21 protein-coding genes are annotated in these 23,297 nt (G+C 71.6%); 13 read left to right on the top strand and 8 right to left on the bottom strand.

Going from position 1 to position 23,297, the window contains the following annotated elements:
* Positions 1-11 precede the first annotated feature (11 nt).
* The 7 genes from rarD to HTV45_RS03045 all read right to left on the bottom strand — a co-directional run bounded on the left by rarD (position 12) and on the right by HTV45_RS03045 (position 9,140).
* The gene (gene rarD / locus HTV45_RS03015; RefSeq protein WP_215204003.1) at positions 12-1,010 is read right to left on the bottom strand and encodes an EamA family transporter RarD; all 999 of its coding nucleotides are present in this window, start codon (positions 1,008-1,010) and stop codon (positions 12-14) included.
* Between the two features lie 171 nt (positions 1,011-1,181).
* On the bottom strand, positions 1,182-2,036 hold the full coding sequence (locus HTV45_RS03020; RefSeq protein WP_215204004.1) for an SDR family oxidoreductase: 855 nt from the start codon (positions 2,034-2,036) through the stop codon (positions 1,182-1,184).
* Between the two features lie 206 nt (positions 2,037-2,242).
* Positions 2,243-3,301, bottom strand: a complete 1,059-nt coding sequence (locus tag HTV45_RS03025) for a thiamine pyrophosphate-dependent enzyme (RefSeq protein ID WP_215204005.1) — start codon at positions 3,299-3,301, stop codon at positions 2,243-2,245.
* Complete coding sequence (locus HTV45_RS03030; RefSeq protein WP_215204006.1) at positions 3,294-5,225, bottom strand: 2-oxoacid:acceptor oxidoreductase subunit alpha; 1,932 nt, start codon at positions 5,223-5,225, stop codon at positions 3,294-3,296. The genes HTV45_RS03025 and HTV45_RS03030 overlap by 8 nt, the downstream gene beginning before the upstream one ends.
* A gap of 163 nt (positions 5,226-5,388) precedes the next feature.
* Complete coding sequence (locus HTV45_RS03035) at positions 5,389-6,048, bottom strand: response regulator transcription factor (RefSeq protein WP_308309096.1); 660 nt, start codon at positions 6,046-6,048, stop codon at positions 5,389-5,391.
* A 360-nt stretch (positions 6,049-6,408) separates the two neighbouring features.
* Entirely contained in the window at positions 6,409-7,773 is a 1,365-nt protein-coding gene (locus tag HTV45_RS03040) for a sensor histidine kinase (protein WP_215204008.1), read from the bottom strand.
* A gap of 110 nt (positions 7,774-7,883) precedes the next feature.
* Complete coding sequence (locus HTV45_RS03045) at positions 7,884-9,140, bottom strand: sensor histidine kinase (protein ID WP_215204009.1); 1,257 nt, start codon at positions 9,138-9,140, stop codon at positions 7,884-7,886.
* A 240-nt stretch (positions 9,141-9,380) separates the two neighbouring features.
* Between HTV45_RS03045 and HTV45_RS03050 the strand changes: the two genes are divergently transcribed.
* The 12 genes from HTV45_RS03050 to HTV45_RS03105 all read left to right on the top strand — a co-directional run bounded on the left by HTV45_RS03050 (position 9,381) and on the right by HTV45_RS03105 (position 21,158).
* Positions 9,381-9,773, top strand: a complete 393-nt coding sequence (locus HTV45_RS03050) for an NADH-quinone oxidoreductase subunit A (protein WP_030860845.1) — start codon at positions 9,381-9,383, stop codon at positions 9,771-9,773.
* On the top strand, positions 9,764-10,378 hold the full coding sequence (locus tag HTV45_RS03055; RefSeq protein WP_215204010.1) for an NADH-quinone oxidoreductase subunit B: 615 nt from the start codon (positions 9,764-9,766) through the stop codon (positions 10,376-10,378). The genes HTV45_RS03050 and HTV45_RS03055 overlap by 10 nt, the downstream gene beginning before the upstream one ends.
* Positions 10,375-11,925 (top strand): NADH-quinone oxidoreductase subunit C, encoded by a 1,551-nt coding sequence (locus HTV45_RS03060; protein ID WP_215204011.1) that lies wholly within the window; start codon positions 10,375-10,377, stop codon positions 11,923-11,925. The genes HTV45_RS03055 and HTV45_RS03060 overlap by 4 nt, the downstream gene beginning before the upstream one ends.
* Positions 11,922-12,890, top strand: a complete 969-nt coding sequence (locus tag HTV45_RS03065; protein WP_215204012.1) for a complex I subunit 1 family protein — start codon at positions 11,922-11,924, stop codon at positions 12,888-12,890. Before HTV45_RS03060 ends, HTV45_RS03065 begins: the two co-directional genes overlap by 4 nt.
* Complete coding sequence (locus HTV45_RS03070; RefSeq protein WP_215204013.1) at positions 12,890-13,444, top strand: NADH-quinone oxidoreductase subunit I; 555 nt, start codon at positions 12,890-12,892, stop codon at positions 13,442-13,444. Before HTV45_RS03065 ends, HTV45_RS03070 begins: the two co-directional genes overlap by 1 nt.
* Positions 13,441-14,115, top strand: coding sequence for an NADH-quinone oxidoreductase subunit J (locus HTV45_RS03075; protein WP_215204014.1), 675 nt, complete (start codon positions 13,441-13,443; stop codon positions 14,113-14,115). The genes HTV45_RS03070 and HTV45_RS03075 overlap by 4 nt, the downstream gene beginning before the upstream one ends.
* Positions 14,115-14,522 (top strand): NADH-quinone oxidoreductase subunit NuoK, encoded by a 408-nt coding sequence (gene nuoK / locus HTV45_RS03080; protein ID WP_215204015.1) that lies wholly within the window; start codon positions 14,115-14,117, stop codon positions 14,520-14,522. The genes HTV45_RS03075 and nuoK overlap by 1 nt, the downstream gene beginning before the upstream one ends.
* Positions 14,519-16,522 carry an NADH-quinone oxidoreductase subunit L gene (locus HTV45_RS03085; protein ID WP_215204016.1) on the top strand — a complete coding sequence of 668 codons (2,004 nt, stop codon included), beginning with the start codon at positions 14,519-14,521 and terminating at the stop codon, positions 16,520-16,522. The genes nuoK and HTV45_RS03085 overlap by 4 nt, the downstream gene beginning before the upstream one ends.
* A 6-nt stretch (positions 16,523-16,528) precedes the next feature.
* Positions 16,529-18,103: a NuoM family protein gene (locus tag HTV45_RS03090; protein WP_215204017.1), complete on the top strand. Its 1,575-nt coding sequence runs from the start codon at positions 16,529-16,531 to the stop codon at positions 18,101-18,103.
* Positions 18,100-19,599: an NADH-quinone oxidoreductase subunit N gene (locus HTV45_RS03095; RefSeq protein ID WP_215204018.1), complete on the top strand. Its 1,500-nt coding sequence runs from the start codon at positions 18,100-18,102 to the stop codon at positions 19,597-19,599. The genes HTV45_RS03090 and HTV45_RS03095 overlap by 4 nt, the downstream gene beginning before the upstream one ends.
* Positions 19,600-19,899: 300 nt before the next feature.
* A complete protein-coding gene (htpX, locus tag HTV45_RS03100) occupies positions 19,900-20,763 on the top strand; it encodes a zinc metalloprotease HtpX (protein ID WP_215204019.1) in 864 nt (287 codons plus the stop codon).
* Positions 20,760-21,158, top strand: coding sequence for a YccF domain-containing protein (locus HTV45_RS03105; RefSeq protein WP_215204020.1), 399 nt, complete (start codon positions 20,760-20,762; stop codon positions 21,156-21,158). Before htpX ends, HTV45_RS03105 begins: the two co-directional genes overlap by 4 nt.
* Before the next feature lie 463 nt (positions 21,159-21,621).
* Here the strand turns inward: HTV45_RS03105 and HTV45_RS03110 are convergent, their stop codons facing one another.
* Positions 21,622-22,872, bottom strand: coding sequence for an APC family permease (locus HTV45_RS03110; RefSeq protein ID WP_215204021.1), 1,251 nt, complete (start codon positions 22,870-22,872; stop codon positions 21,622-21,624).
* Between the two features lie 94 nt (positions 22,873-22,966).
* On the opposite strand from HTV45_RS03110, the gene HTV45_RS03115 reads away from it, so the two are divergent.
* Positions 22,967-23,233 carry a GlsB/YeaQ/YmgE family stress response membrane protein gene (locus HTV45_RS03115; RefSeq protein WP_215204022.1) on the top strand — a complete coding sequence of 89 codons (267 nt, stop codon included), beginning with the start codon at positions 22,967-22,969 and terminating at the stop codon, positions 23,231-23,233.
* Positions 23,234-23,297 lie beyond the last annotated feature (64 nt).

Genomic DNA, 23,297 nt, shown 5'->3' on the forward strand with positions numbered 1-23,297 from the left:
TGCCGTCGCGTCTACGGCCGAACCTCCACCGCGTCCGGCTGCGCGGCGGCGGGCCCGTCCGCCGGGCCGTGTGCCGCCCGCCCCGCCCGTTCCGCCCGTTCCGCGGCGAGCGTGCGGGCGGTCCGGCGGGCGGTGCGCAGCGCGTCCCAGGTGAGCAGGGCGAGCGCCAGCCAGACCAGCGCGAAACCGGCCCAGCGCTCGGGTGGCATGGCCTCCTTGAAGTAGAGGACGCCGAGCAGGAACTGGAGGACCGGTGTCATGTACTGCAGCAGCCCCATCGTGGACAGGGGCACCCGTATGGCGGCCGCGCCGAAGCACGCCAGGGGGAGCGCGGTGACGACGCCGGCGGCGACGAGCAGCAGCGCGTGTCCCGTCCCCTCCACGCCGAAGGTGCCGTCGCCGCGGGTGGTCAGCCACACCAGATACGCGAGCGCGGGCAGGAACTGGATCGCGCTCTCGGCCGCCAGGGACTCGACGCCGCCGAGGTTGACCTTCTTCTTCACCAGCCCGTAGGTGGCGAAGGAGAGGGCGAGGCAGAGCGAGATCCACGGGGGCTGGCCGTAGCCGACGGTGAGGACGACCACCGCTGCGGCGCCGACCCCGACCGCCGTCCACTGTGCGGGCCGCAGCCGCTCCTTCAGCAGCAGCACGCCCATCGCGATGGTGACCAGCGGGTTGATGAAGTAGCCGAGGGATGCCTCGACGACGTGCCCGGAGTTGACCGCCCAGATGTAGACGCCCCAGTTCACGGTGATGACCGCCGAGGCGACCGTGACCAGCACCAGCCTGCGTGGCTGCCGCAGCAGCTCACCGAGCCAGGCCCAGCGGCGTACCAGGAGCAGTGCGGCGGCCACGAAGAACAGCGCCCAGACCATCCGGTGGGCCAGGATCTCCACCGCTCCCGCGGGCTTGAGCAGCGGCCAGAACAGGGGCACGAGCCCCCACATGCCGTACGCCGCGAAGCCGTTCAACAGTCCTGTGCGCCGCTCTGCGGCCGGCTTCCCGGTCACGGGTCCTCCTTCGTGCCTGACACGTGCCCTGTCTCCCGCGGCGCTCGCCGAACGCGCGCGGCGTACGCCGACGACGGTAACGCCGGACACCCCCGCGTGTCATGCCCGTATCGGCATACGGTCATGACACACGGGGGTGTCCGGGGGGCCCGGGGCCCGACGGCGCCCGGGTCAGTCCTTGAGCGCGGCGGCGACCGCCTCGGCGAGCGGGGTGGTCGGGCGCCCGGCCAGCCGGGACAGGTCGCCGCTGTCGACCACGAGCTCACCCTTCTCGATCGAGACGTCCACGCCCGCGAACATGGCCGCCATCGGCTCGGGTACCCCGGCACCGCTCAGCATGCCGGTGAGCGCCTCGGGCGTGACCGGGTTGTAGACGATCTCCCGGCCGGTCTGCCGGCTCAGCTCGGCCGCGTACTCGGCGAAGCTCCACGCCACATCGCCGCCCAGTTCGTACGTCCGGTTCTCGTGGCCCTCGCCGGTCAGTACCGTGACGGCGGCGGCCGCGTAGTCGGCCCGCGAGGCGGAGGAGACCCGGCCCTCACCGGCGGCGGCGAGGACCGCGCCGTGCTCCAGGACCGGGGCGAGGTTCTCGGTGTAGTTCTCGTGGTACCAGCCGTTGCGCAGCAGCGTGTACGGCACGCCCGAGCCGAGCAGTGCCTGCTCGGTGCCGCGGTGGTCGTCGGCGAGCGCGGCGCTCAGGGGGCCCGGGGCGCTGGTGTAGGCGAGCAGGGCGACGCCGGCGGCCCTCGCGGCGTCGATGACGACCCGGTGCTGCCCCACCCTGCCCTTGTCGAACTCGTTGCCGGAGATCAGCAGCACCTTGTCGCCGGCCGCGAACAGGCCGTCGAACGTCTCGGGGGCGCTGTAGTCGGCGACCGCGATCCGCACCCCGCGCCCGGCGAGGTCCGCCGCCTTCCCGGCGTCGCGGACCACGGCGGTGACCTGCTCGGCCGGAACCCTGTCCAGCAGTTGCTCCACGACGTGACGGCCGAGGTGTCCGGTGGCTCCGGTGACGACGATGCTCATGATGCGGGACTCCTGAGTGCGGGTGGGGTGGCTGCGCGGGGTCGCGTTCCACACTAACCGTAGGCCATGCGCTAACTTTTGGAAAGCGATAGAGGGGTGCGCGCCCAGGACGACCGGGTTCGGTCGCGGACGCGGCGCACGGGGCAGGGCCCCGGCATCCTCGGGATGCCGGGGCCCTCCCCCGTGCGGTCGCGGTTCCGTGCGGCTCACCCCACGACGGTCCAGGTGTCGCCGCCGGCCAGCAGCGCGCCGAGGTCGCCCTTGCCGTTCTGCTCGACGGCGGTGTCGAGCTGGTCGGCCATGAGGGTGTCGTAGACCGGCCGCTCGACCGAGCGCAGGACACCGATCGGGGTGTGGTGCAGCGTGTTGACGTCCGCGAGCCGGGACAGCGCGAACGCGGTGGTCGGTGACGCGGAGTGGGCGTCGTGCACGAGAATGTCGGCCTCGTTCTCCGGTGTCACGCCGACCACCAGCAGGTCGCCGGTGGCGCGGTCGCGTACGACGCCCTTGGAGTTGTCGGCTCCGAAGCGGATCGGCTGCCCGTGCTCGAGCCGGATCACCGCCTCCTCGGCCTGCTGACGGTCCTTGAGCACCTCGAAGGCGCCGTCGTTGAAGATGTTGCAGTTCTGGTAGATCTCCACCAGCGCGGTGCCCGGGTGGTCGGCGGCCTGGCGCAGTACCTCGGTGAGGTGCTTGCGGTCCGAGTCCACCGTGCGGGCCACGAACGACGCCTCCGCGCCGATCGCCAGCGACACCGGGTTGAACGGCGCGTCGAGCGAGCCCATCGGCGTCGACTTGGTGATCTTGCCGATCTCGGAGGTGGGGGAGTACTGGCCCTTGGTCAGCCCGTAGATGCGGTTGTTGAACAGCAGGATCTTCAGATTGACGTTGCGGCGCAGGGCGTGGATGAGATGGTTGCCGCCGATGGACAGCGCGTCGCCGTCCCCCGTCACCACCCAGACGCTCAGATCGCGGCGGGAGGCCGCGAGGCCGGTCGCGATGGCCGGGGCACGGCCGTGGATGGAGTGCATCCCGTAGGTGTTCATGTAGTACGGGAAGCGGGAGGAGCAGCCGATGCCGGAGACGAAGACGATGTTCTCCTTCGCCAGGCCCAGCTGCGGCATGAATCCCTGCACGGCGGCGAGTACGGCGTAGTCACCGCAGCCGGGGCACCAGCGCACTTCCTGATCGGACTTGAAGTCCTTCATGGACTGCTTGCCCTCGGCCCTGGGGACGAGCTGGAGCAGCGCGTTGGCGTCAGTCATCGATGGCCTCCTTCAGCGCCGTGGCGAGCTGCTCCGCCTTGAACGGCATACCGTTGACCTGGTTGTACGACTCCGCGTCGACCAGGTACTTCGCCCGGATGAGGGTGGCGAGCTGCCCCAGGTTCATCTCCGGGACCACCACCCGGTCGTACTGCCCGAGAATCGGGCCGAGGTTCTGCGGGAGGGGGTTGAGGTGCCGCAGATGCGCCTGGGCGATGGACTCCCCGGCGTTCCGCAGCCGCCGCACGGCCGCCGTGATCGGTCCGTACGTCGAACCCCAGCCGAGCACCAGCACCCGCGCGGCGCCGTCCGGGTCGTCGACCTCCACGTCGGGTACGTCGATGCCGTCGATCTTGGCCTGCCGGGTGCGGACCATGAAGTCGTGGTTGGCCGGGTCGTAGGAGATGTTGCCCGTGCCGTCCTGCTTCTCGATGCCGCCGATCCGGTGTTCCAGACCCGGCGTGCCCGGGACCGCCCACGGGCGCGCCAGGGTCCGGGGATCGCGCTTGTACGGCCAGAACACCTCCGCACCGTCGTCCAGGGTGTGGTTCGGGCCCTGGGCGAACTGCACCCTCAGGTCGGGCAGCTCCTCCAGGTCGGGGATCCGCCACGGCTCCGATCCGTTGGCCAGATACCCGTCGGACAGCAGGAACACCGGGGTGCGGTAGGCCAGCGCGATCCGGGCCGCCTCCAGGGCGGCGTCGAAGCAGTCGGCCGGGGTGCGCGGGGCGACGACCGGGACCGGCGCCTCGCCGTTGCGCCCGTACATCGCCTGCAGCAGGTCCGCCTGCTCCGTCTTGGTCGGCAGGCCGGTGGACGGGCCGCCGCGCTGGATGTCCACGATCAGCAGCGGCAGCTCCAGGGACACCGCGAGACCGATCGTCTCCGACTTCAGCGCCACACCCGGACCGGACGTCGTCGTCACCGCGAGCGACCCCCCGAAGGCCGCACCCAGCGCCGCCCCGATCCCGGCGATCTCGTCCTCCGCCTGGAAGGTCCGCACACCGAAGTTCTTGTGCCGGCTCAGCTCGTGCAGGATGTCGGAGGCCGGGGTGATCGGATACGAGCCCAGGAACAGCGGCAGGTCCGCCTGCCGGGACGCGGCGACCAATCCGTAGGACAGGGCCAGGTTGCCCGAGATGTTGCGGTAGACACCGGCCGGGAACGCCTTCGCCGCCGGGGCCACCTCGTAGGAGACCGCGAAGTCCTCGGTGGTCTCGCCGAAGTTCCAGCCCGCACGGTAGGCCGCGATATTGGCCGCCGCGATGTCGGGCTTCTTCGCGAACTTCGTCCGCAGGAACTTCTCCGTGCCCTCGGTCGGCCGGTGGTACATCCAGCTCAGCAGACCGAGTGCGAACATGTTCTTGCTGCGCTCGGCCTCCTTACGGGTGAGGTCGAACTCCTTCAGCGCCTCCACGGTCAGCGTGGTCAGCGGAACCGGATGCAGGTGGTACCCGTCCAGCGAGCCGTCCTCCAGGGGACTGGTCCCGTAGCCGACCTTCTGCATCGCCCGCTTGGTGAACTCGTCCGTGTTGACGATGATCTCCGCGCCGCGCGGCAGATCGCCGACGTTGGCCTTGAGCGCGGCCGGGTTCATCGCCACCAGCACGTTGGGGGCGTCGCCGGGCGTGAGGATGTCGTGGTCGGCGAAATGGAGCTGGAAGGACGAGACGCCCGGCAGGGTGCCGGCAGGGGCGCGGATCTCGGCCGGAAAGTTCGGCAGGGTGGAAAGATCATTGCCGAAGGACGCGGTCTCGGAGGTGAAACGGTCACCGGTGAGCTGCATCCCGTCACCCGAGTCCCCCGCGAACCTGATGATCACTCGGTCGAGGCGGCGGACGTCCTTCGCACCCGCCGCATTGCGCTGCTCTCCTACGACTGCTCCGTCGGCCTGCTCCGCAGTGCTGCTGACCTGACTGGTCACTGAACTGGACCTCCTCGAGGCGGCTGTCCGGGACGGCCTTCCCGCAGGCCTTCCCCGCATAAACCCTACGTCCGTAAGGGTCGCCTTCCTTGGGTCATTCGCATGTTGGACACGACTTCGAGACGTCCTCGAGCCCGCGGCGGGACACCGCTCGAGGGGAGTTCTAGGAGTTGAGATAGGTGAGGACGGCCAGCACCCGCCGGTGGTCGCCGTCGCTCGGGGACAGCCCCAGCTTCAGGAAGATGTTGCTGACGTGCTTCTCCACGGCGCCGTCGCTGACCACCAGCTGCCTCGCGACCGCCGAGTTCGTCCGCCCCTCGGCCATCAGGCCCAGCACCTCCCGCTCGCGCGGGGTGAGCCCCGCGAGCACGTCCTGCTTGCGGCTGCGGCCCAGCAGCTGCGCGACGACCTCCGGGTCCAGTGCCGTGCCACCCTCGGCCACCCGCACCACCGCGTCCACGAACTCGCGTACCTCGGCCACCCGGTCCTTCAGCAGATAGCCGACGCCCCGGCTGGAACCGGCCAGCAGCTCCGTGGCGTAGCGCTCCTCCACGTACTGCGACAGCACCAGCACCCCGACCCCCGGATGCGACTTGCGCAGTTGCACCGCGGCCCGCACTCCCTCGTCCGTGTGCGTCGGCGGCATCCGTACGTCCGCCACCACCACGTCCGGGAGCATGTTCCGCCCGTCCAGCTCGGCGATGGTCTTGATCAGCGCCTCTCCGTCACCGACACCGGCCACGACGTCGTGTCCCCGGTCGGTCAGCAGCCGCGTCAGACCCTCCCGCAGCAGCACCGAATCCTCGGCGATGACCACCCGCACCCTGTCCTCCACGTCCCTCGGCCCCCACACCCCGCTCCCGGGCCGCCCTCCTGGCGGGCCCGGTCAACAGGTCCAGCATTCCAGCATCCGGCGGGGGATGGGCCGGGGCGACGCGATCGGGGGTGCCGTCGAGGCACGTCGTCCGTCCGGTGCGTCCCGCCGGTCCCCGTCTCAGTTCCGCATCCGGTCGCCATGGCCGCCATCCGGCCCGGTCCGGGTCCCGCTCCGGTCCTGGTCCGGGTCCCTCGCGGGTCCCGGTTCCGGTCCCGGTCCGGGGCCGCGTGCGGTTCCGGTTCCGGTCCTGCGCATCCGCTCCCGGCCCACCGCCCGGCGGTCCCGCTCACGGATCTCGGGGCGCGGTCAGCGGGTCCACTCCGCGCGCCACGGCAGCTCGGCCGTCACCCGGGTCGGGCCGCCGGCCGGCGAGTCCACCACCAGGATTCCGTCCACCGCCTTCAGCCGTTCCGCCAGGCCCGACAGTCCGGAACCCCGGGAGGTGTCGGCACCGCCCACCCCGTTGTCGACGACCTGGAGCATCAGCCGGTTCTCCGTCCGCCACACCTCCACGGCCGCACCGGTCGCCCGCGAGTGCTTGCTGACGTTCTGCAGCAGCTCCGAGGCCGTGAAGTAGGCGATGCCCTCGATGGCCGGCGCGGGCCGCTCCGTAAGGTCCACCTCCACCTGCACCGGGACCGTGCAGCGCGAGGCCACCGAGGACAGCGCCGCGTCCAGACCCCGGTCGGTCAGCACCGCGGGATGGATACCGCGGGCCAGGTCCCGCAGCTCCTGCAGCGCCGTCTTCACCTCGCCGTGCGCCTCGTCCACCATCTGCGCCGCGACCTGGGGATCCTCCCGCAGCTTCTCCTTCGCGAGCCCCAGATCCATGGCCAGCGCCACCAGCCGGGCCTGCGCCCCGTCGTGCAGGTCGCGCTCGATGCGCCGCAGGTCCGCCGCCGCCGTGTCCACCACGACCCCGCGGTCCGACTCCAGCTCCACCACCCGCGTCGCCAGCCGGGACGGCCCGAGCAGCCCGTGCACCATCACCCGGTCCACGGTCGTCAGCGCCCGTACGATCCACGGCGTGGCGAGCGTGACCAGCAGACCCACCCCCGCCGTCACCGTGATCTCGAACGGGTTGTCCAGATAGATCTGGTGCCGCTCGTCGCCGTACAGCTGTATGCCGTCCTGCCCGGTGTACATCGGGAAGACCCAGAACCACAGCGGATACGTCAGCAGCGACCAGCCCACCGACCAGAGCGTCACGGTGACGGTGAAGGACAGCACCGCCCACGGCAACTGCAGCACCGCGTACAGCAGGGACCGCCAGGAGACGCCGCTCTTGAGCAGGGCCCCCACCCACGCCATGAACCCCCGCCGCCTCACCCGCAGCGGCTCCGGCTCGCCCACGTCGAGGCCCAGCAGCCCCCGCGCCCGTGCCCGCTCCACCGACCCGAACCCGCGGCAGCCGGCGAGCGCCGCCGCCAGCACCGGGACACCCAGGAACGTCACCAGCAGGCCCGCCCCCAGCGACACCATCGTGACCGCGTAGGTGAACAGCAGGATGCTGATCGGCAGGCTCAGCAGCACATAGCCCAGCTCGCGCCAGGTGCGCCCCTCGACCGGCGCCCGCAGCGCGGCCGGCAGCCGGTGCCGCCGTTCCCCGGCGTTCCCGGGCTGTCCGGGGCGGGTGGGGAGCCCGTAGCCCTGTCCGTACTCCGTGGCCATCGGCGTCGTCCTTAGTCTCGTGCGGAGGCTGTGCTGTCGTACCTCCAGACTGCTCCGCCGCAGGTCCGCGGACCATGGAGTCCGTCGCAGTCTTGGCCGGGGGGTTTTCCCTACCTCCGGCCGCGGGCGGACGCCCTCTCGGCCGTCCGCGTCTGCGGGGCGAGGACACCGGAACGGTCCCGCCACGGCAGCTCCGCCGTCACCGTCGTCGGACCGCCCTCCGGCGAGTCCACGACGAACAGACCGTCCACCGCGCCGAGCCGGTCGGCGAGGCCCCGCAGACCGGACCCGCCCTGCAGGCTCGCGCCGCCACGCCCGTCGTCCCACACCTGGAGGAACAGCCGGCCCTCCGACCGCCACGCGTCGACCGAGGCCGACCGGGCCCCGCTGTGCTTGCTGACGTTCTGCAGCAGCTCCGAGACCGTGAAGTAGGCGATGCCCTCGATGGCGGCGGCGGGACGCTCGTCCAGGTCGGCCGTCACCTTCACCGGCACCGTGCAGCGCGAGGCGACCGACGACAGGGCGGCGTCCAGACCCCGGTCGGTCAGCACCGCGGGATGGATGCCGCGGGCCAGGTCCCGCAGCTCCTGCAGCGCCAGTTTCACCTCACCGTGCGCCTCCTCGACCATGGTGGCCGCGGCGTCGGGATCCTCCAGCAGCTTCTCCTTGGCCAGGCCCAGACCCATCGCCAGGTTCACCAGCCGGGCCTGTGCCCCGTCGTGCAGGTCGCGCTCGATGCGCCGCAGGTCCGCCGCCGCCGTATCGACCACCACACCCCGGTCGGACTCCAGCTCCGCGATGCGCCGCTCCAGCTCGTCGGAGGGCGACAGCAGGCCGCGCACCATCGCCCGGTCCACGTTCGTCAGGGCGCGCACCACGAACGGCAGCACCGGCCACAGGACGAACAGCCCGGTCAGTGTGACGGTGAAGGTGAGCACGGCCCACGGCAGCCGTATCAGCTCGTACAGCACCGTGCGCCAGCCGACCGGGTCCCTCAGCGCCAGCCACAGCCCGGGCCAGAATCCCCCGGCCCCGTGCGGCAGCGGGCTCGGCTCCTCCACCCGCACCCCGAGCAGCCTCCTGGCCCGCGCCCGCTCCAGCCTGCCCAGCTGCCGCGCGCCCAGCAGTCCGGCGGCGAGCAGCGGCAGCCCGATCACCGTGACGGTCAGCCCGGCACCGGTGAACAGCATGGTCACCGTGTAGGTGAAGCCGACCAGCGACACAGGAAGGTTCACCAGGAGATGGGCGATCTCCTTCCAGGTGTGCGCGTCGTAGGCGAAACGGGCCGGCGGGGGGCGGTCGCCGGGCCCGGCCGGGGCCGCGACCGCTGTCACGTGCGCGCCCTGGGGCGGAAAGGGTTCGGTCATGCGCCCAGCCTGCCCGGAGTCGGGGGGCCCGCGCCATGAGGCGGACCGCCCGGACGCACTGAGGAAAACCCCACCCTTGGTATCCCGAGTGGTGACAGGCTGCTTACCGCTCCTTTACGAGGGCCTAGACTCCCGTGCGTACAGATCGTCGAACCGTGGCGTTCGGCGTTCACCGGCACGGATCACGGGCACGGGACGGACAGGGGCCCGGGTGCCGATCCGAGGGAGTGAGGGGCGGACGTGCGGGAAACGACCGTCGTCGCGGCGGACTACTTCCAGTCCTACTCGGTCGTCGGACTGCTCGCCGTCGTCGGCCTGCTGTTCGTCGCCGTCGCCTTCGGAGCGGGACGCCTGCTGCGGCCGGTGGTCCCCACACCCGAGAAGCTCCTGACGTACGAGTGCGGAGTCGACCCCGTCGGCGAGGGCTGGGCCCACACCCAGGTCCGCTACTACGTCTACGCCTTCCTCTATGTGATCTTCGCCGTCGACTCGATCTTCCTCTTCCCCTGGGCCACGGTCTTCGCCGCCGACGGCTACGGCGCGACCACCCTCGTGGAGATGTTCATCTTCCTCGGCTTCCTCGCCGTGGGCCTGCTGTACGCATACAAGAAGGGCGTCCTGACATGGACGTGAACCCTGCCGCCTCCGAACCGGTTCTCCTCCCGGAGCCGAAACGGCTCGGCGCGCTCTCCCGGCTGGCGCCCGAACCGATGAAGGTCGTCCTGAACTGGGGCCGCCGCTACTCGCTCTGGGTCTTCAACTTCGGCCTGGCCTGCTGCGCGATCGAGTTCATCGCCGCGTCGATGGCCCGGCACGACTTCATCCGCCTCGGTGTCATCCCCTTCGCACCGGGACCGCGTCAGGCCGACCTGATGGTCGTCTCCGGCACGGTCACCGACAAGATGGCGCCCGCGGTGAAGCGGCTGTACGAGCAGATGCCCGAGCCGAAGTACGTCATCTCCTTCGGAGCCTGCAGCAACTGCGGCGGGCCGTACTGGGACTCCTACTCCGTCACCAAGGGCGTCGACCAGATCATCCCGGTCGACGTCTACGTCCCCGGCTGCCCGCCCCGGCCCGAGGCGCTGCTCCAGGGGATCCTGAAACTCCAGGAGAAGATCGCGCGCGAGTCCCTCGGGGAGCGGTACGGATCCGCCGGCGGGCGGCCTTCGGCGGCGGCGCTGCGGAGCGGGCTGGTCCGGCCGCCGGCGCCCGCGGCCGGTGAGGGGGAGGACCGGTGACCGCGGCCGGCTGGCTTCCCGCCGATGCCGCGGAGTTGTTCGGTGCCGAGGCCACGGCGGAGGAGTCGTACGGCCTCCTGACCGTCGACGTACCGCCCGCCTCCTGGATCACCGCCCTGGAGACCGCACGCGTCCGCCTCGGCTGCACCTTCTTCGACTGGCTGAGCGCGGTCGACGAACCCGGCACGGGTTTCCGCGTCGCTGCCCATGTCGCCGCCCTGCACCCCGTACGGCGCCTGCTGCTGCGCACCACGGTGCCGCACGACGCCCCGGTGCTGCCGTCCGCCGTGGACGTCTACGCGGGCGCCGCCTGGCACGAACGGGAGACGCACGAGATGTTCGGCGTCGGCTTCACCGACCACCCTGGCCTGGACCACCTCCTGCTGCCGGACACCTTCGAGGGCCACCCCCTGCGCAAGGACTTCGTCCTCGCCGCCCGGGTCGCCAAGGCCTGGCCCGGCGCCAAGGAGCCCGGTGAATCCGAGCACGGCGGTCCCAGGCGCCGCCAGATGCTGCCCCCCGGCGTGCCCGACCCCAACGAATGGGGCCCGCTGAAGGGCCAGCTCCCCCCGGCCCCCTCCCGCCCGGCCCGAGGCACGGCCAGAACGGCCGCGGGCGCGACCCGCACCCCCACCGACCGCCCACCCCGCCGCGCGCGTTCGGCGGCGGAGGGTTCCGCGAGTCAGGCGTCTGGACCGGAGTCGGCGTCTGGACCGGAGTCGGCGGTTGCGCCGGAGTCCGGGGTTGCGTCGCGTCGTGACCGTCCGGCGGCCGAAGGCTCCGCGAGCCCGTCGGCGGAGGCGTCCTCACCCGAGCCGCCCGCCCCCTCCCGCCCTCCCGCCCGACGTGCGCGGAGTGCGAGTGAGGGATCGGCGTCGCAGCGTTCCGGTACGCCTGCCGCCGGAGGCCCTCGCCGGGCGCGCAGCGCCTCCGAAGGGTCGGCGAGTCAACGCGCGGCGTCGGACGAGGCCCCACCGGCCGGTGACGAGCCCACTCCCACGCCCACCGACACCGGTGGGCCGGACGCGAGTCCCCCGGCCGGCCCCCGCAGCCCGGACGCCCCCTGGCACCACGCCCGTCCGGCGTTCACGGAACCGGCGGTGGAGTCCGCCGCCCCTCCCGAGGCCGCGCCGGCCCCCGGGACCGGTGCCGGACCCGGGGACGATGACGCAACCGATCCCGCGCAGGCGCGCCCGGCGGGAGGGACCCCCGGGCCCGGCGCCGGACGGGCCACCCGGGACGAGGCGCCCCCCGAGCGCGGTGCCCGGCCGGGGACCGCGGCCTCCGCCGCCGGCACGGAGCAGGAAGACAGCACCGGTCCCGACACCGACGCCGATGCCGATGCCGGTCCCGACACCGACGCCGATGCCGGTCCCGACACCGATGCCGACACCGATGCCGGTCCCGACACCGATGCCGACACCGACACCGACGCCGGTCCCGATCCCCGCTCCGGAGCCGGGACTCAGTCCGAGCCCGAGCCCGGGTCCGGGACCGGTACCGGGACCGGTATCACCCCCGACGATCCCTCAGGAGGCCCGCGGTGAACGACGTGCTCGACGTCGCCCTGCGACTCCTCGTCGTGTTCGTCGTCTTCCTCACCTTCCCGCTGATCGTGGGTCAGACCGAGCACAAGGTGATGGCCCACATGCAGGGGCGCCTCGGCCCGATGTACGCCGGCGGCTTCCACGGCTGGGCCCAGCTCGTCGCCGACGGCGTGAAGTTCGTGCAGAAGGAGGACGTGGTCCCGGCCGGCGCGGACCGCCGCGTCTTCCAGATCGCCCCTGCCGTCGCCCTTCTGCCGTACCTCCTCGTCCTGCTCGCCATCCCGGTCGGCCCGGGAGAGGGCGCGGTCGGCCAGGTGATCGACGCGGGCGTGTTCTTCGTCCTGGCGGTCATGGGTGTCGGCGTCCTCGGCTCGCTCATGGCCGGCTGGGCCTCCGCCAACAAGTTCTCCCTCCTCGGCGGCCTGCGCACGGCCGCCCAGCTGCTCGCCTACGAACTCCCGATGCTGCTCACCGCCGCCTCCGTGGCGATGGCGGCCGGCACCGTCTCCCTCATCGGCATCCTCGACGCCTTCGAGTGGTGGTGGGTCCCCTGGCAGATCACCGGCGCGCTCGTCTTCTTCATCGCCGGCCTCGCCGAACTCCAGCGCCCTCCCTTCGACGCGCCGGTCGCCGACTCGGAGATCATCTTCGGTGCGTACACCGAGTACACCGGTCTGCGCTTCGCTCTCTTCCTCCTCGCCGAGTACGCCGGAATCGTCGTCCTGTGCGGCCTGACCACCGTTCTCTTCCTGGGCGGCTGGCACGGCCCCTGGGGCGCCGACGGACTCGGCTGGGTCTGGACCCTGCTGAAGACCGCGGTCCTCGCCTTCGTCATCATCTGGCTCCGCGTCACCTACCCCCGGCTGCGCGAGGACCAGCTCCAGAAACTCTCCTGGACCTTCCTCGTCCCCCTCTCCCTCGCCCAGATCGCCCTCACCGGCATCGTCAAGGTGGTGTTCCTCTGATGGCCCCGATCCCCGGCTCCGGTCTGGCCAAGGGCCTTGCCGTCACCCTGCGGACGATGACGAAGAAGTCCGTCACCGCCCCGTACCCGGACACCCAGCCCGAACTGCCGCCCCGCTCCCGCGGTGTGATCGGCCTGTTCGAGGAGAACTGCACGGTCTGCATGCTGTGCGCCCGTGAGTGCCCGGACTGGTGCATCTACATCGACTCCCACAAGGAGACGGTCCCGCCGGCGGCCCCCGGCGGCCGTGAGCGCAGCCGCAACGTCCTCGACCGCTTCGCCATCGACTTCTCCCTGTGCATGTACTGCGGTATCTGCATCGAGGTCTGCCCTTTCGACGCTCTCTTCTGGTCCCCGGAGTTCGAGTACGCCGAGACCGACATCCGCGACCTCACCCACGAACGCGACAAGCTCCGTGAGTGGATGTGGACCGTCCCGGCCCCGCCCGCGCTCGACGCCGGCGCCGAGGAGCCGAAGGAAGTCGCCGCCGCCCGCAAGACCGCCGACAAACTCGCCGCCGCCCAGGCCGAACCGCAGGAGGAGGAGAAGTCGTGATCCTCGCCGCAGCCGCAGGTACGGCCGCGCACGCCACGACCACCGCCGCCGCCGAGACGCACGGCTTCCTCTCCCCGACCGGAGTGGAGATCGCCTTCCTCCTCGTCGGTCTGGTGACCCTCGGGGCCGCCGTCATCACCGTCACCACCCGGCAGCTGGTACACGCCGCCCTGTGGCTGGTGGTGGCCCTCGGCGGTCTCGCCGTCGAATACCTCCTGCTCACCGCCGAGTTCATTGCCTGGGTGCAGGTCCTGATCTACGTCGGCTCCGTTGTCGTCCTCCTCCTGTTCGGGCTGATGCTCACCCGGGCGCCCATCGGCCGCTCACCGGACGCCGACTCCGGCAACCGGTGGGTCGCCCTCGGGGTGGCCGGCGTCGCCGGCATCGCCCTGGTGTGGGTGGTCGTCGACGCCTTCCGGACCACCTGGATCGACCTGGACGGAGCCCCCGCCGGCTCCACCGAGGTGACCGGCGCGAGCCTCTTCCAGCACTGGGTCCTGCCCTTCGAGGCCCTCTCCGTCCTCCTCCTCGCCGCGCTGGTCGGCGCGATCGTCCTGTCCCGCAAGGCGAAGGCCGGGCAGGCGGCGACCGTCACCGCGTCCTCACCGGCCGCCCCTCCCGGCGCCCCCGGGCCAGGGGAAGCCCGGAGCGACACGGAGGGGACCCGCTGATGCACCTCGCCTATCCCGCCGTGCTGTCCGCCCTCCTCTTCTGCACCGGCCTGTACGGCGTCCTCGCCCGCCGCAACGCGATCCTGGTCCTGATGTCGGTCGAGCTGATGCTCAACGCCGTCAACCTGAACCTGGTCGCCTTCGACGTCTGGCTCAGCCGGGCCGCCGAGGAGACCCTGCACTCCGGCCAGGCCCTGGCCCTGTTCACCATCGCCATCGCCGCCGCGGAGATCGGCATCGGCCTGGCGATCGTCCTCGCCGTGTACCGCAACCGGGGCACCTCGGACATCGACAGGCTCCGTGACACCGCCGAGGACCATGATCCCGACGGCCCCGGCAGCGGCGTGTCCGACGGCGACGCCTCCGCCCCCGGGGCGGCCGCCGAGAAGGCCGAGGCCACCGCGTGACCACGACCACCCTCGCCGTCCTCGTCCCCCTCCTTCCGTTCCTCGGCGCTGTCGCCGGACTGCTCCTGGGCCGCACCGCCCCCGGATTCGTCCGTCCGCTCGCCGTGCTGCCGGCGCTCGCCTCCCTCGTCCTGGCCGCCCTGGTCGCCGAGCGCCAGGGTGGCGACGGGGCCGTCGACGCCGCCACCGAACTCACGCCGACCGGCTCGGTCCCGATCGAACTAGCCCTCCACATCGACGGCTTCGCCGCCCTGACCGCCGTCCTGGTCACCGTCGTCGCCACCTGCGTGCAGATCTACTCGACGGGCTACCTGCGCGACGACCCGCGTTACCCCTCCTACGCCGCTCTCGTCTCCCTGTTCACCTCCGCGATGATCCTGGTCGTCTACTCCGGCGACCTGATGGTCCTGCTGGTCGGCTGGGAAGTCATGGGCATCTGCTCCTACTTCCTCGTCGGCCACTACTGGGAGACCCCCGAGGCCCGCGCCGCCTCCCTCAAGGCATTCCTGGTCACCAAGCTCGGGGACGTCCCCTTCCTCATCGGCCTGTTCGCCCTGGCCACCGAGGCCGGATCGTTCCGCATCACCCGGATCCTGGACGCCGTCGCCGACGGAGGCATCGAACACCCCACGCTGATCGCCCTGCTGCTCCTGGCGGGCGTGGCCGGCAAGTCGGCGCAGTTCCCGTTGCACACCTGGCTCCCCGACGCGATGGCGGGCCCCACGCCCGTCTCCGCGCTCATCCACGCCGCGACCATGGTCGCGGCCGGTGTCTACTTCATCGCCCGCCTCCTTCCGCTCTTCGAGGCCTCACAGGCCGCGATGACCGTCCTCGCGGTCATGGCCGCCGTGACGATGGCCGGCTCCGCGCTCGCCGCTCTCGCCCAGGACGACATCAAACGCGTCCTCGCCTACTCGACGATCGGTCAGCTCGGCTACATGACCGGCGCCCTCGCCGTCGCCGACCGCGAAGCCGCCGTCTTCCACCTCCTGTCCCACGGCGCCTTCAAGGCGCTGCTGTTCCTCGCGGCCGGCGTGATCATCCACGCCGCCGGCACCAACTCGCTGGCCGCCATGTCCCGTATGAGCCGCCTGCGCGACCGCGTCCCCGACGCCTACTGGACGATGACCGTGGCGCTGCTGGCGCTCGCCGCGATGCCGCCGTTCAGCGGCTTCTTCTCCAAGGAGTCCGTCCTCGGTGCCGCCGAACACGTCGTCACCGGCCACACCGGGCACACCGGGCACACTTCCGCGGCGGCGGGCTGGATCGTCCTCCTCGCCGGCCTCGTCACCGCCCTGCTCACCGCCGCGTACGCGACACGGCTGTGGCTCCTGGCCTTCCGGGGCAGCGGTCCCGAAGCCCCCGACCACGGCAGGCAGCCGCTGACGATGACCGTGGTGCTGTGGGTGCTCGCCGTCCCGTCCCTCGCGCTCGGCGGACTCGCCTTCCGCGTACTGCCCGACTGGTTCGACGGCCACGGCCTGGCCCCGACCCTCACCACCTCCGTGCTCGGCACGGGCGTGGCCCTGGTCGGCGGCATCATCACCTACGCCACCTGGCGGCACACCACCGCACACGCGGACCGCGTCCCCCTGGGTGCCGTCGCCGCCCACCCCGAAGCCGACGCCGCACTGGTCGAGGCGGAGGCCATCGCCAGCCACGAACCGGCCTACGGGGACATCGCCTACGCACCCGACCCCTCGGACCCGGGCCGGCTGCTGCTCGGCCCGCTGCACCGTCCCGCGGCCGCCGGCTTCCACCTGGACGCCCTGTACACGGCCCTTTTCGTCCGCCCGGTCCGGGCCGGCGCGAGTGTCGTACGGTTCCTCGACCGCGAGGTCGTCGAGACCTACGTACGCGGCGCGGGCACACTGCCCCGCTGGCTCGGTGCCGCCGTACGACGGGCCCAGACCGGCAATCTGCAGACCTATGTGAGCGCGCTGCTCGCCGGCACCGTCGTCCTCACGGTCGCCGTCGTCCTCGCCGCCACGGGAGCGTGAGCAGGCGTGATCGATATCAACGAGTCCGTGATGCAGTTCCTTCTGGCGTTCCTCGTCGTCGGACCGCTCCTCGGCGCCGTCGCCGCTCTGCTGCCGGCCCCGCCGGGGCTGAAGGGGAAGTCGCCCGGACAGGCCGTGCTCCGCCACGGCGTGACCGTCACCGGCGCGATCCTCGTCGCGGCGGTCATTCTCGCGCTCGGCTTCGACCACGACCAGCCGTCGACGATGCAGGCCACGACCGACATCAGCTGGATCCCCGCACTCGACGTGCGCATCCACCTCGGCACCGACGGCATCTCGCTCCCCCTTCTGGTCCTGACCGCGCTGCTGACCTTCCTCAGCGCCCTCTACTCGTACTTCAAACCGCCGGCCGGGCCGTCCCCGAAGGCCTTCGTCGCCCTCCTGCTGGTCCTCGAGTCCGGCACGCTCGCGGCCTTCGCCGTCCTCGACCTGATCCTGTTCTTCCTCGCCTTCGAGATGGTCCTCATCCCGATGTACTTCCTCATCGCCCGCTGGGGCGGCGAGGGCCGGGCCGAGGCCGCCTGGAAGTTCATCCTCTACACGCTGCTCGGCTCCGTGGTCATGCTGCTCGGCCTGCTCCTGATCGGAATCAAGGCGGGCACATTCGACATGGTGGCACTCGCCACTGACAACGGCCGGTCGCTGACCGCGTCCGTGCAGGTCATCGCCGTTCTGGCGATCGGGATCGGGCTCGCGGTCAAGACTCCGATGTGGCCGCTGCACAGCTGGCTGCCCGACGCCCACACCGCCGCGCCGACCGTCGGGTCCGTCCTGCTGGCCGGTGTGCTGCTGAAGATGGGCACCTACGGGTTCGTACGCATCCTGCTGCCCGCCGCACCGGACGGATTCAGCACCTTCGCGCCCTATCTCGCCGCCTTCGCCGTCGTCGGCATCATCTACGGATCCCTGGCCTGTCTGGCGCTGGTCAGACGGGGCGCGAACGGCGACCTCAAGCGGCTCATCGCCTACTCCTCCGTCGGCCATATGGGCTTCGTCCTCCTCGGCATCGCCACCATGACCCCGGCCGGCGTCAACGGCGCCCTGTTCGCCAACGTCGCCCACGGGCTCATCACCGGCCTGCTGTTCTTCCTGGTCGGCGGCCTCAAGGACCGCACCGGCAGCACCGACCTCGACACCCTCGCCAAGGAGGCGGGCGCCGCTCTCTACGGCAGGGCCCCCCGCCTCGGTGCCCTGCTCGCCTTCGCCGCCGTCGCCTCCCTCGGACTGCCCGGCCTCGCCGGCTTCTGGGGCGAGATGCTCGCCCTGTTCGGCGCCTTCGAACCCGCCGAAGGGCTCAGCCGGCCCGCCTTCCTCACCTTCATGGCGATCGGCGCGTTCGGAACCCTGCTGACGGCCGCGTACCTGCTGATCATGGTCCGCCGGGTCTGCATGGGCGCCGTGCCCCAGGACGCCCCGGCTCTCACCGACGTGCGCTCCTACGAGTTCGCCGCCTGGACCCCGCTCGTCGTCCTCACCGTCGTCGCCGGCCTGTGGCCGAAGGCCCTCCTCGGGCTGACCGACCCGGCCGTGCAGCAGCTCCTCGCAGGAGGCACCCGATGAGCTCCCTGGTCCAGTCCGTCGACTGGCTGGCCATCGCGCCCCCGGCCATCGCGGCGGTCGTCGGACTCGTCGTCCTCGTCGCGGACCTCTTCGCCGGCGAAACGAGGAAACCGCTCCTGGGCTGGATCTCGGTGGCCGGACTGGCCGCGGCCACCCTCATGCTGCTGCCCCTCCTGGACGCCGACCGCAGCACCTTCTGCCTGGTCGGCGACACCGGCGTATGCAGCTACACCGCGGACCGCTTCACCCTCGTCATCCAGTTCCTGGTGCTCGGCGGCGCCCTGCTGACCGCGCTCCTGTCCGTCACCACCCTGAAGGACGAGGGCAAACGCCTCCCCGAGGGCGAGTACTGGTTCCTGTTCCTCTCCTCCGCGGCCGGCGCCGCCCTCCTGCCCGCCTCCCGCGATCTCGCGACGCTCGTCGTCGCCCTGGAGGTCGCCTCCCTGCCCGCCTTCGCCCTGGTCGGCCTGCGGCAGGGCGACCGGAAGTCCTCCGAAGCCGCCCTGAAGTTCTTCCTGTCCTCCGTCACCGCCACCGCGGTCAGTCTGCTGGGCATCAGCTTCGTCTACGCCGCCACCGGAACCCTCCACCTCACCCTGGTCGCCGAGCGGATCCAGACCGTCGACGGGCAGTTCCACACCCTCGCCCAGACCGGTGTCGTCCTCACCCTCGTCGGTTTCGCCTTCAAGACCGCCGCCGTCCCCTTCCACTTCTGGGTCCCCGACACCTACGTGGGCGCCCCCCTGCCGATCGCCGCCTACCTGTCGGTCATCGGCAAGGCGGTCGGCTTCTCCGGCCTGATCCTCGTCACGGTCGTCGCCCTGCCGTCGTACGCCGACGTGTGGGGTCCCGCCCTCGCCGTCCTGGCCGCCCTCACCATGACCGTCGGGAACGTGGGCGCACTGAGGCAGCAGACCACGCGCGCACACAGCGCGGTACGCCTCCTCGCCTGGTCCTCCGTCGGCCAGGCCGGCTACCTGCTGGTGCCGATCGCCGCCGCCGCGTACTCCGACGACCCGGAGAAGTCGATCGGCGCCACTCTCGCCTACGCCCTCATGTACGGCGCCGTGAACCTGGGGGCCTTCGCGGTGGCCGCCCTCGTCGGCCGCGCACACCGGCTCAACCGGGTCGCCGACTACCGCGGCCTGTACGCCTCCCATCCGCTCGCCGCGCTCCTCCTGGGCTTTTTCCTGCTCTGCCTCGCCGGCCTCCCGCCGGGCATCATCGGCCTCTTCGCCAAGGTGACGGTGTTCGCCGCGGCCGTGGACGCCGGCCTCGGCTGGCTCGCCGTCGTCATGGCCGTCAACGTCGTCATCGCGCTGGTGTACTACCTCCAGTGGACCGCGCTGCTGTTCCGCACCCCCGAGGGCGGGCCGGTCCGCCACCGCCTCCCCGCCCCGCTCACCGCCGCGATCGCCCTGACCGGCGTCATCGGCATCGCCCTGTCCGGCGCACCCCAGCTGGTCCTCCGCTTCACCGACACCGGACTGTTCTGACCGCAACGGACCGCAACGGACCGCATCCGACGCGGCGCATCGGAGGGCGTCCCGTACCCGCGCGCACGGCCGTCGGAAGCCCCCGCGCGACTGCCTTCCCCGACCGACACGGAGCGTCCGTCACCCGGTCGGTTGACACGCGCCACCGCGCGCACAAGGGAACTAGTGCCCTTCGTCTGGCGTTGACCGATGCGGGAGGGTCCACTGGACGTGGCACACCACGAACACCAGTGGCAGCGCAGGTCAGAAGGAAGATCAGCAGACAAGGGTCCCCCTGCCGCACGACTTGGAGGGCGTACCGTGCACCGCCGGCACAACGGGCTCAGGACCGCAGTCCTCCTCGGGGGACTGTCCGCGCTCATCATCGTCATCGGCAGCTTCTTCGGCCGTACGGGGCTCGTCGTCGCCGTCCTGATCGCCCTGGGCACCAACGCGTACGCGTACTGGAACAGCGACAAGCTGGCCCTGCGCGCGATGCGTGCCCGCCCGGTGAGCGAGTTCGAGGCCCCGAAGCTCTACCGCATGGTCCGGGAGCTCTCCACCCAGGCCCGCCAGCCCATGCCCCGTCTGTACATCTCCCCGACGGAGGCGCCCAACGCCTTCGCCACCGGCCGCAACCCGCGCAACGCCGCGGTGTGCTGCACCGAAGGCATCCTCCGCCTGCTCGACGAGCGCGAGCTGCGCGGCGTCATCGGCCATGAGCTCAGTCATGTCTACAACCGTGACATCCTGATCTCCTCGGTCGCCGGAGCCCTCGCCTCCGTGATCATGTTCCTGGTCAACTTCGCCTGGCTGATCCCGATCGGCCGTTCGAGCGACGACGACGGCCCCGGCCTCCTCGGCATGCTGCTGATCATGATCCTGGGCCCGCTCGCGGCGTCCCTCATCCAGCTGGCCATCAGCCGCTCCCGGGAGTACGAAGCGGACGCCTCGGGCGCCCAGCTCACCGGCGATCCGCTCGCCCTCGCAAGCGCCCTGCGCAAACTGGAACACGGGACGAAGCAGCTTCCGCTGCCTCCCGAGCCCCGTATCGAGACGGCCAGTCATATGATGATCGCTAACCCGTTCCGTCCGGGGCAGGGTCTTACGAAGATGTTCTCCACCCACCCGCCGATGGCGGAACGCATCGCCCGGCTAGAGAAGATGGCAGGTCACCACCAGTGAAGACCATCCTGAATCTCATATGGCTCGTCCTGAGCGGCTTCTGGCTGTTCCTCGGCTACGTGGTCGCCGGCGCGCTGCTCTGCATCACGATCATCGGCATCCCCTTCGGCGTCGCCGCGTTCCGGATCGGTGTCTACGCCCTCTGGCCCTTCGGCTACACGACGGTCGAACGCCGGGACGCGGGAGCCCCTTCCTTCGTCGTCAACGTGCTGTGGCTGCTCCTGGCCGGCTGGTGGCTGGCGCTCGGCCACATCCTCACCGGCATCGCCCTCTGTGTGACGATCATCGGAATTCCGCTCGGCATCGCCAACTTCAAGCTGATCCCGGTCTCCTTGTTCCCGCTGGGCCGCGAAATCGTGCGGACGGACCAGGCGTTCACGTCCACGTCGCGCTGATAGGCGGGCCGGCCGGTCCGCCATCGACCGGGGAGTTGTCCACAGCCCCGAGGCTGTCCACAGGCCCGCACGCCCGTCGGTCGTTGCACGCAGGATGAGCCCATGACCGAGCACGAGCAGTGGCTGACACCAGCCGGCGGAGAAGCCCCGCACCACACCCCCACCTGGCCGGCCTTCCCTCCCCGAGCCCGTCGACGCGGCCCCGCCGCCACCCTCCGGAGCCGGCCCGCCCCCGGGCAGCCCCCGCTCCCGACGAGCCGTCCGCTCCACACCCCGGGACACACCCTCGCTCCCGTCGGAGCACGACGAAGGCGCGTGCCCGGCCCCCCGGTCCGGCACCCGGCACCCGTGACACCGACACCGCCCGTACGCCCCGACCCGGCCGGCGCCACCGCCGACGACCGCCGTCCCGCGCGCACCGGTCGGCGCCGCCCACCGGCCGTCGGGGCCCGCCACGCGTCGGCTACCGCCCGCCACCCAACCTCCGCAGCGCGTAAGCCGCCACACCCACCGTCAGCACTCCCGCCCCCACGCCCACCGAGACCCACGGCAGCGAGAACGCCAGCACCAGGCACCCGGTGAGCCCCACCGCCGGCAGCACGCGCGCCCTGGGCCCCGCCCCGAGTGTCCAGGCCGACGCATTGGCCACCGCGTAGTACACCAGCACGCCGAAGGAGGAGAATCCGATCGCACCCCGCACGTCCACCGTGGCGGCCAGCACGGCGACCACAGCGCCCACCACGAGCTCCGCCCGGTGCGGCACCCCGAACCGCGGATGCACGGCGGCCAGGGAGCCCGGGAGATGGCGATCCCGGGCCATGGCGAGCGTCGTCCGCGAGACGCCGAGGATCAGGGCGAGCAGCGAACCCAGCGCGGCCACCGCCGCGCCCACCCGCACCACCGGCGCCAGCCCGGGTACTCCGGCGGCCCGCACCGCGTCGGCGAGCGGCGCGGTGGCCTCGCCCAGACCCTCCGGCCCCAGAACGGAGAGAACAGCCATGGCGACAGCCGCGTACACGACCAGAGCGATGCCGAGAGCCGTCGGAATCGCCCGGGGGATGGTGCGTTCCGGATCCCGGACCTCCTCGCCGAGAGTCGCGATACGGGCGTACCCGGCGAAGGCGAAGAACAGCAGCCCGCCCGCCTGAAGCACCCCGCCGGCACCTCCCGACACCCCGATGCCGACCCGCCCGGCACCGGCCTCACCCGACGTCAGACACGCGACCACCACGGAAGCGAGGACCGCCAGCACCACACCCACGATCACCCGGGTCAGCCACGCGGACCTCTGGACACCGCCGTAGTTCACCGCGGTCAGCAGCACCACGGCGGCGACGGCCACCGCATGCGCCTGCCCCGGCCAGCCGTACGTGCCGACGGTGAGCGCCATCGCCGCACAGGAGGCCGTCTTCCCGACGATGAACGCCCAGCCCGCGAGGTAGCCCCAGAAGTCCCCGAGCCGCTCTCTCCCGTACACGTACGTGCCGCCCGAGGCCGGATACCGGGCGGCGAGGCGCGCCGACGCCGTGGCGTTGCAGTAGGCGACTGCGGCGGCGAGCGCCAGTGCGGGAAGCAGTCCGGAACCGGCCGCGTGCGCGGCGGGCGCCAGGGCCGCGAAGATCCCGGCTCCCACCATCGAACCGAGACCGATGATCACGGCATCCCCGACACCGAGCGTGCGAGGCAGTGAGGGAGGACCGGCGGAGTCTGGCATGACGCCGCAGCCTACTGATCAGGTGCAACCATCACATGTACGTGTGACGTCTGTCAGGGTGCAAGGACGACGGGAAATGGGCAGGGGCTCGACCATGACGATCATCAGCTGGATCATCCTCGGACTGCTGGCCGGGGCGATAGCCAAGTTCCTGTTGCCCGGCCGCGACCCGGGCGGCCTCATCGGCACGACCCTGATCGGTGTCGCCGGCGCCTTCATCGGCGGCTGGGTGTCGGCCCGCCTGCTCGACCACCCGATCACCAAGGACTTCTACGACGGCACCACCTGGGTCGCCGCGATCGGCGGCTCACTCGTCCTCCTGATCGCCTACCGCATCCTGTTCGGCCACTCGCGCGACTGACCCGCGCCGTACGCGGCGGTGCGACAGCAGGCGGACGAGGGGTGGGCGAGCGCCCGCACGAGGC

Source organism: Streptomyces sp. CHD11, assembly GCF_018638295.1.
Taxonomy (GTDB): domain Bacteria; phylum Actinomycetota; class Actinomycetes; order Streptomycetales; family Streptomycetaceae; genus Streptomyces.

What these genes read in the sequence shown, in the direction of transcription:
- HTV45_RS03045 (WP_215204009.1), bottom strand. Translation starts at nt 9,140, where the DNA reads ATGACCGAACCCTTTCCGCCCCAGGGCGCGCACGTGACAGCGGTCGCG.
- HTV45_RS03115 (WP_215204022.1), top strand. Translation starts at nt 22,967, where the DNA reads ATGACGATCATCAGCTGGATCATCCTCGGACTGCTGGCCGGGGCGATA.
- HTV45_RS03070 (WP_215204013.1), top strand. Translation starts at nt 12,890, where the DNA reads ATGGCCCCGATCCCCGGCTCCGGTCTGGCCAAGGGCCTTGCCGTCACC.
- HTV45_RS03040 (WP_215204008.1), bottom strand. Translation starts at nt 7,773, where the DNA reads ATGGCCACGGAGTACGGACAGGGCTACGGGCTCCCCACCCGCCCCGGA.
- HTV45_RS03095 (WP_215204018.1), top strand. Translation starts at nt 18,100, where the DNA reads ATGAGCTCCCTGGTCCAGTCCGTCGACTGGCTGGCCATCGCGCCCCCG.
- HTV45_RS03110 (WP_215204021.1), bottom strand. Translation starts at nt 22,872, where the DNA reads ATGCCAGACTCCGCCGGTCCTCCCTCACTGCCTCGCACGCTCGGTGTC.
- HTV45_RS03025 (WP_215204005.1), bottom strand. Translation starts at nt 3,301, where the DNA reads ATGACTGACGCCAACGCGCTGCTCCAGCTCGTCCCCAGGGCCGAGGGC.
- HTV45_RS03020 (WP_215204004.1), bottom strand. Translation starts at nt 2,036, where the DNA reads ATGAGCATCGTCGTCACCGGAGCCACCGGACACCTCGGCCGTCACGTC.
- nuoK (WP_215204015.1), top strand. Translation starts at nt 14,115, where the DNA reads ATGCACCTCGCCTATCCCGCCGTGCTGTCCGCCCTCCTCTTCTGCACC.
- HTV45_RS03055 (WP_215204010.1), top strand. Translation starts at nt 9,764, where the DNA reads ATGGACGTGAACCCTGCCGCCTCCGAACCGGTTCTCCTCCCGGAGCCG.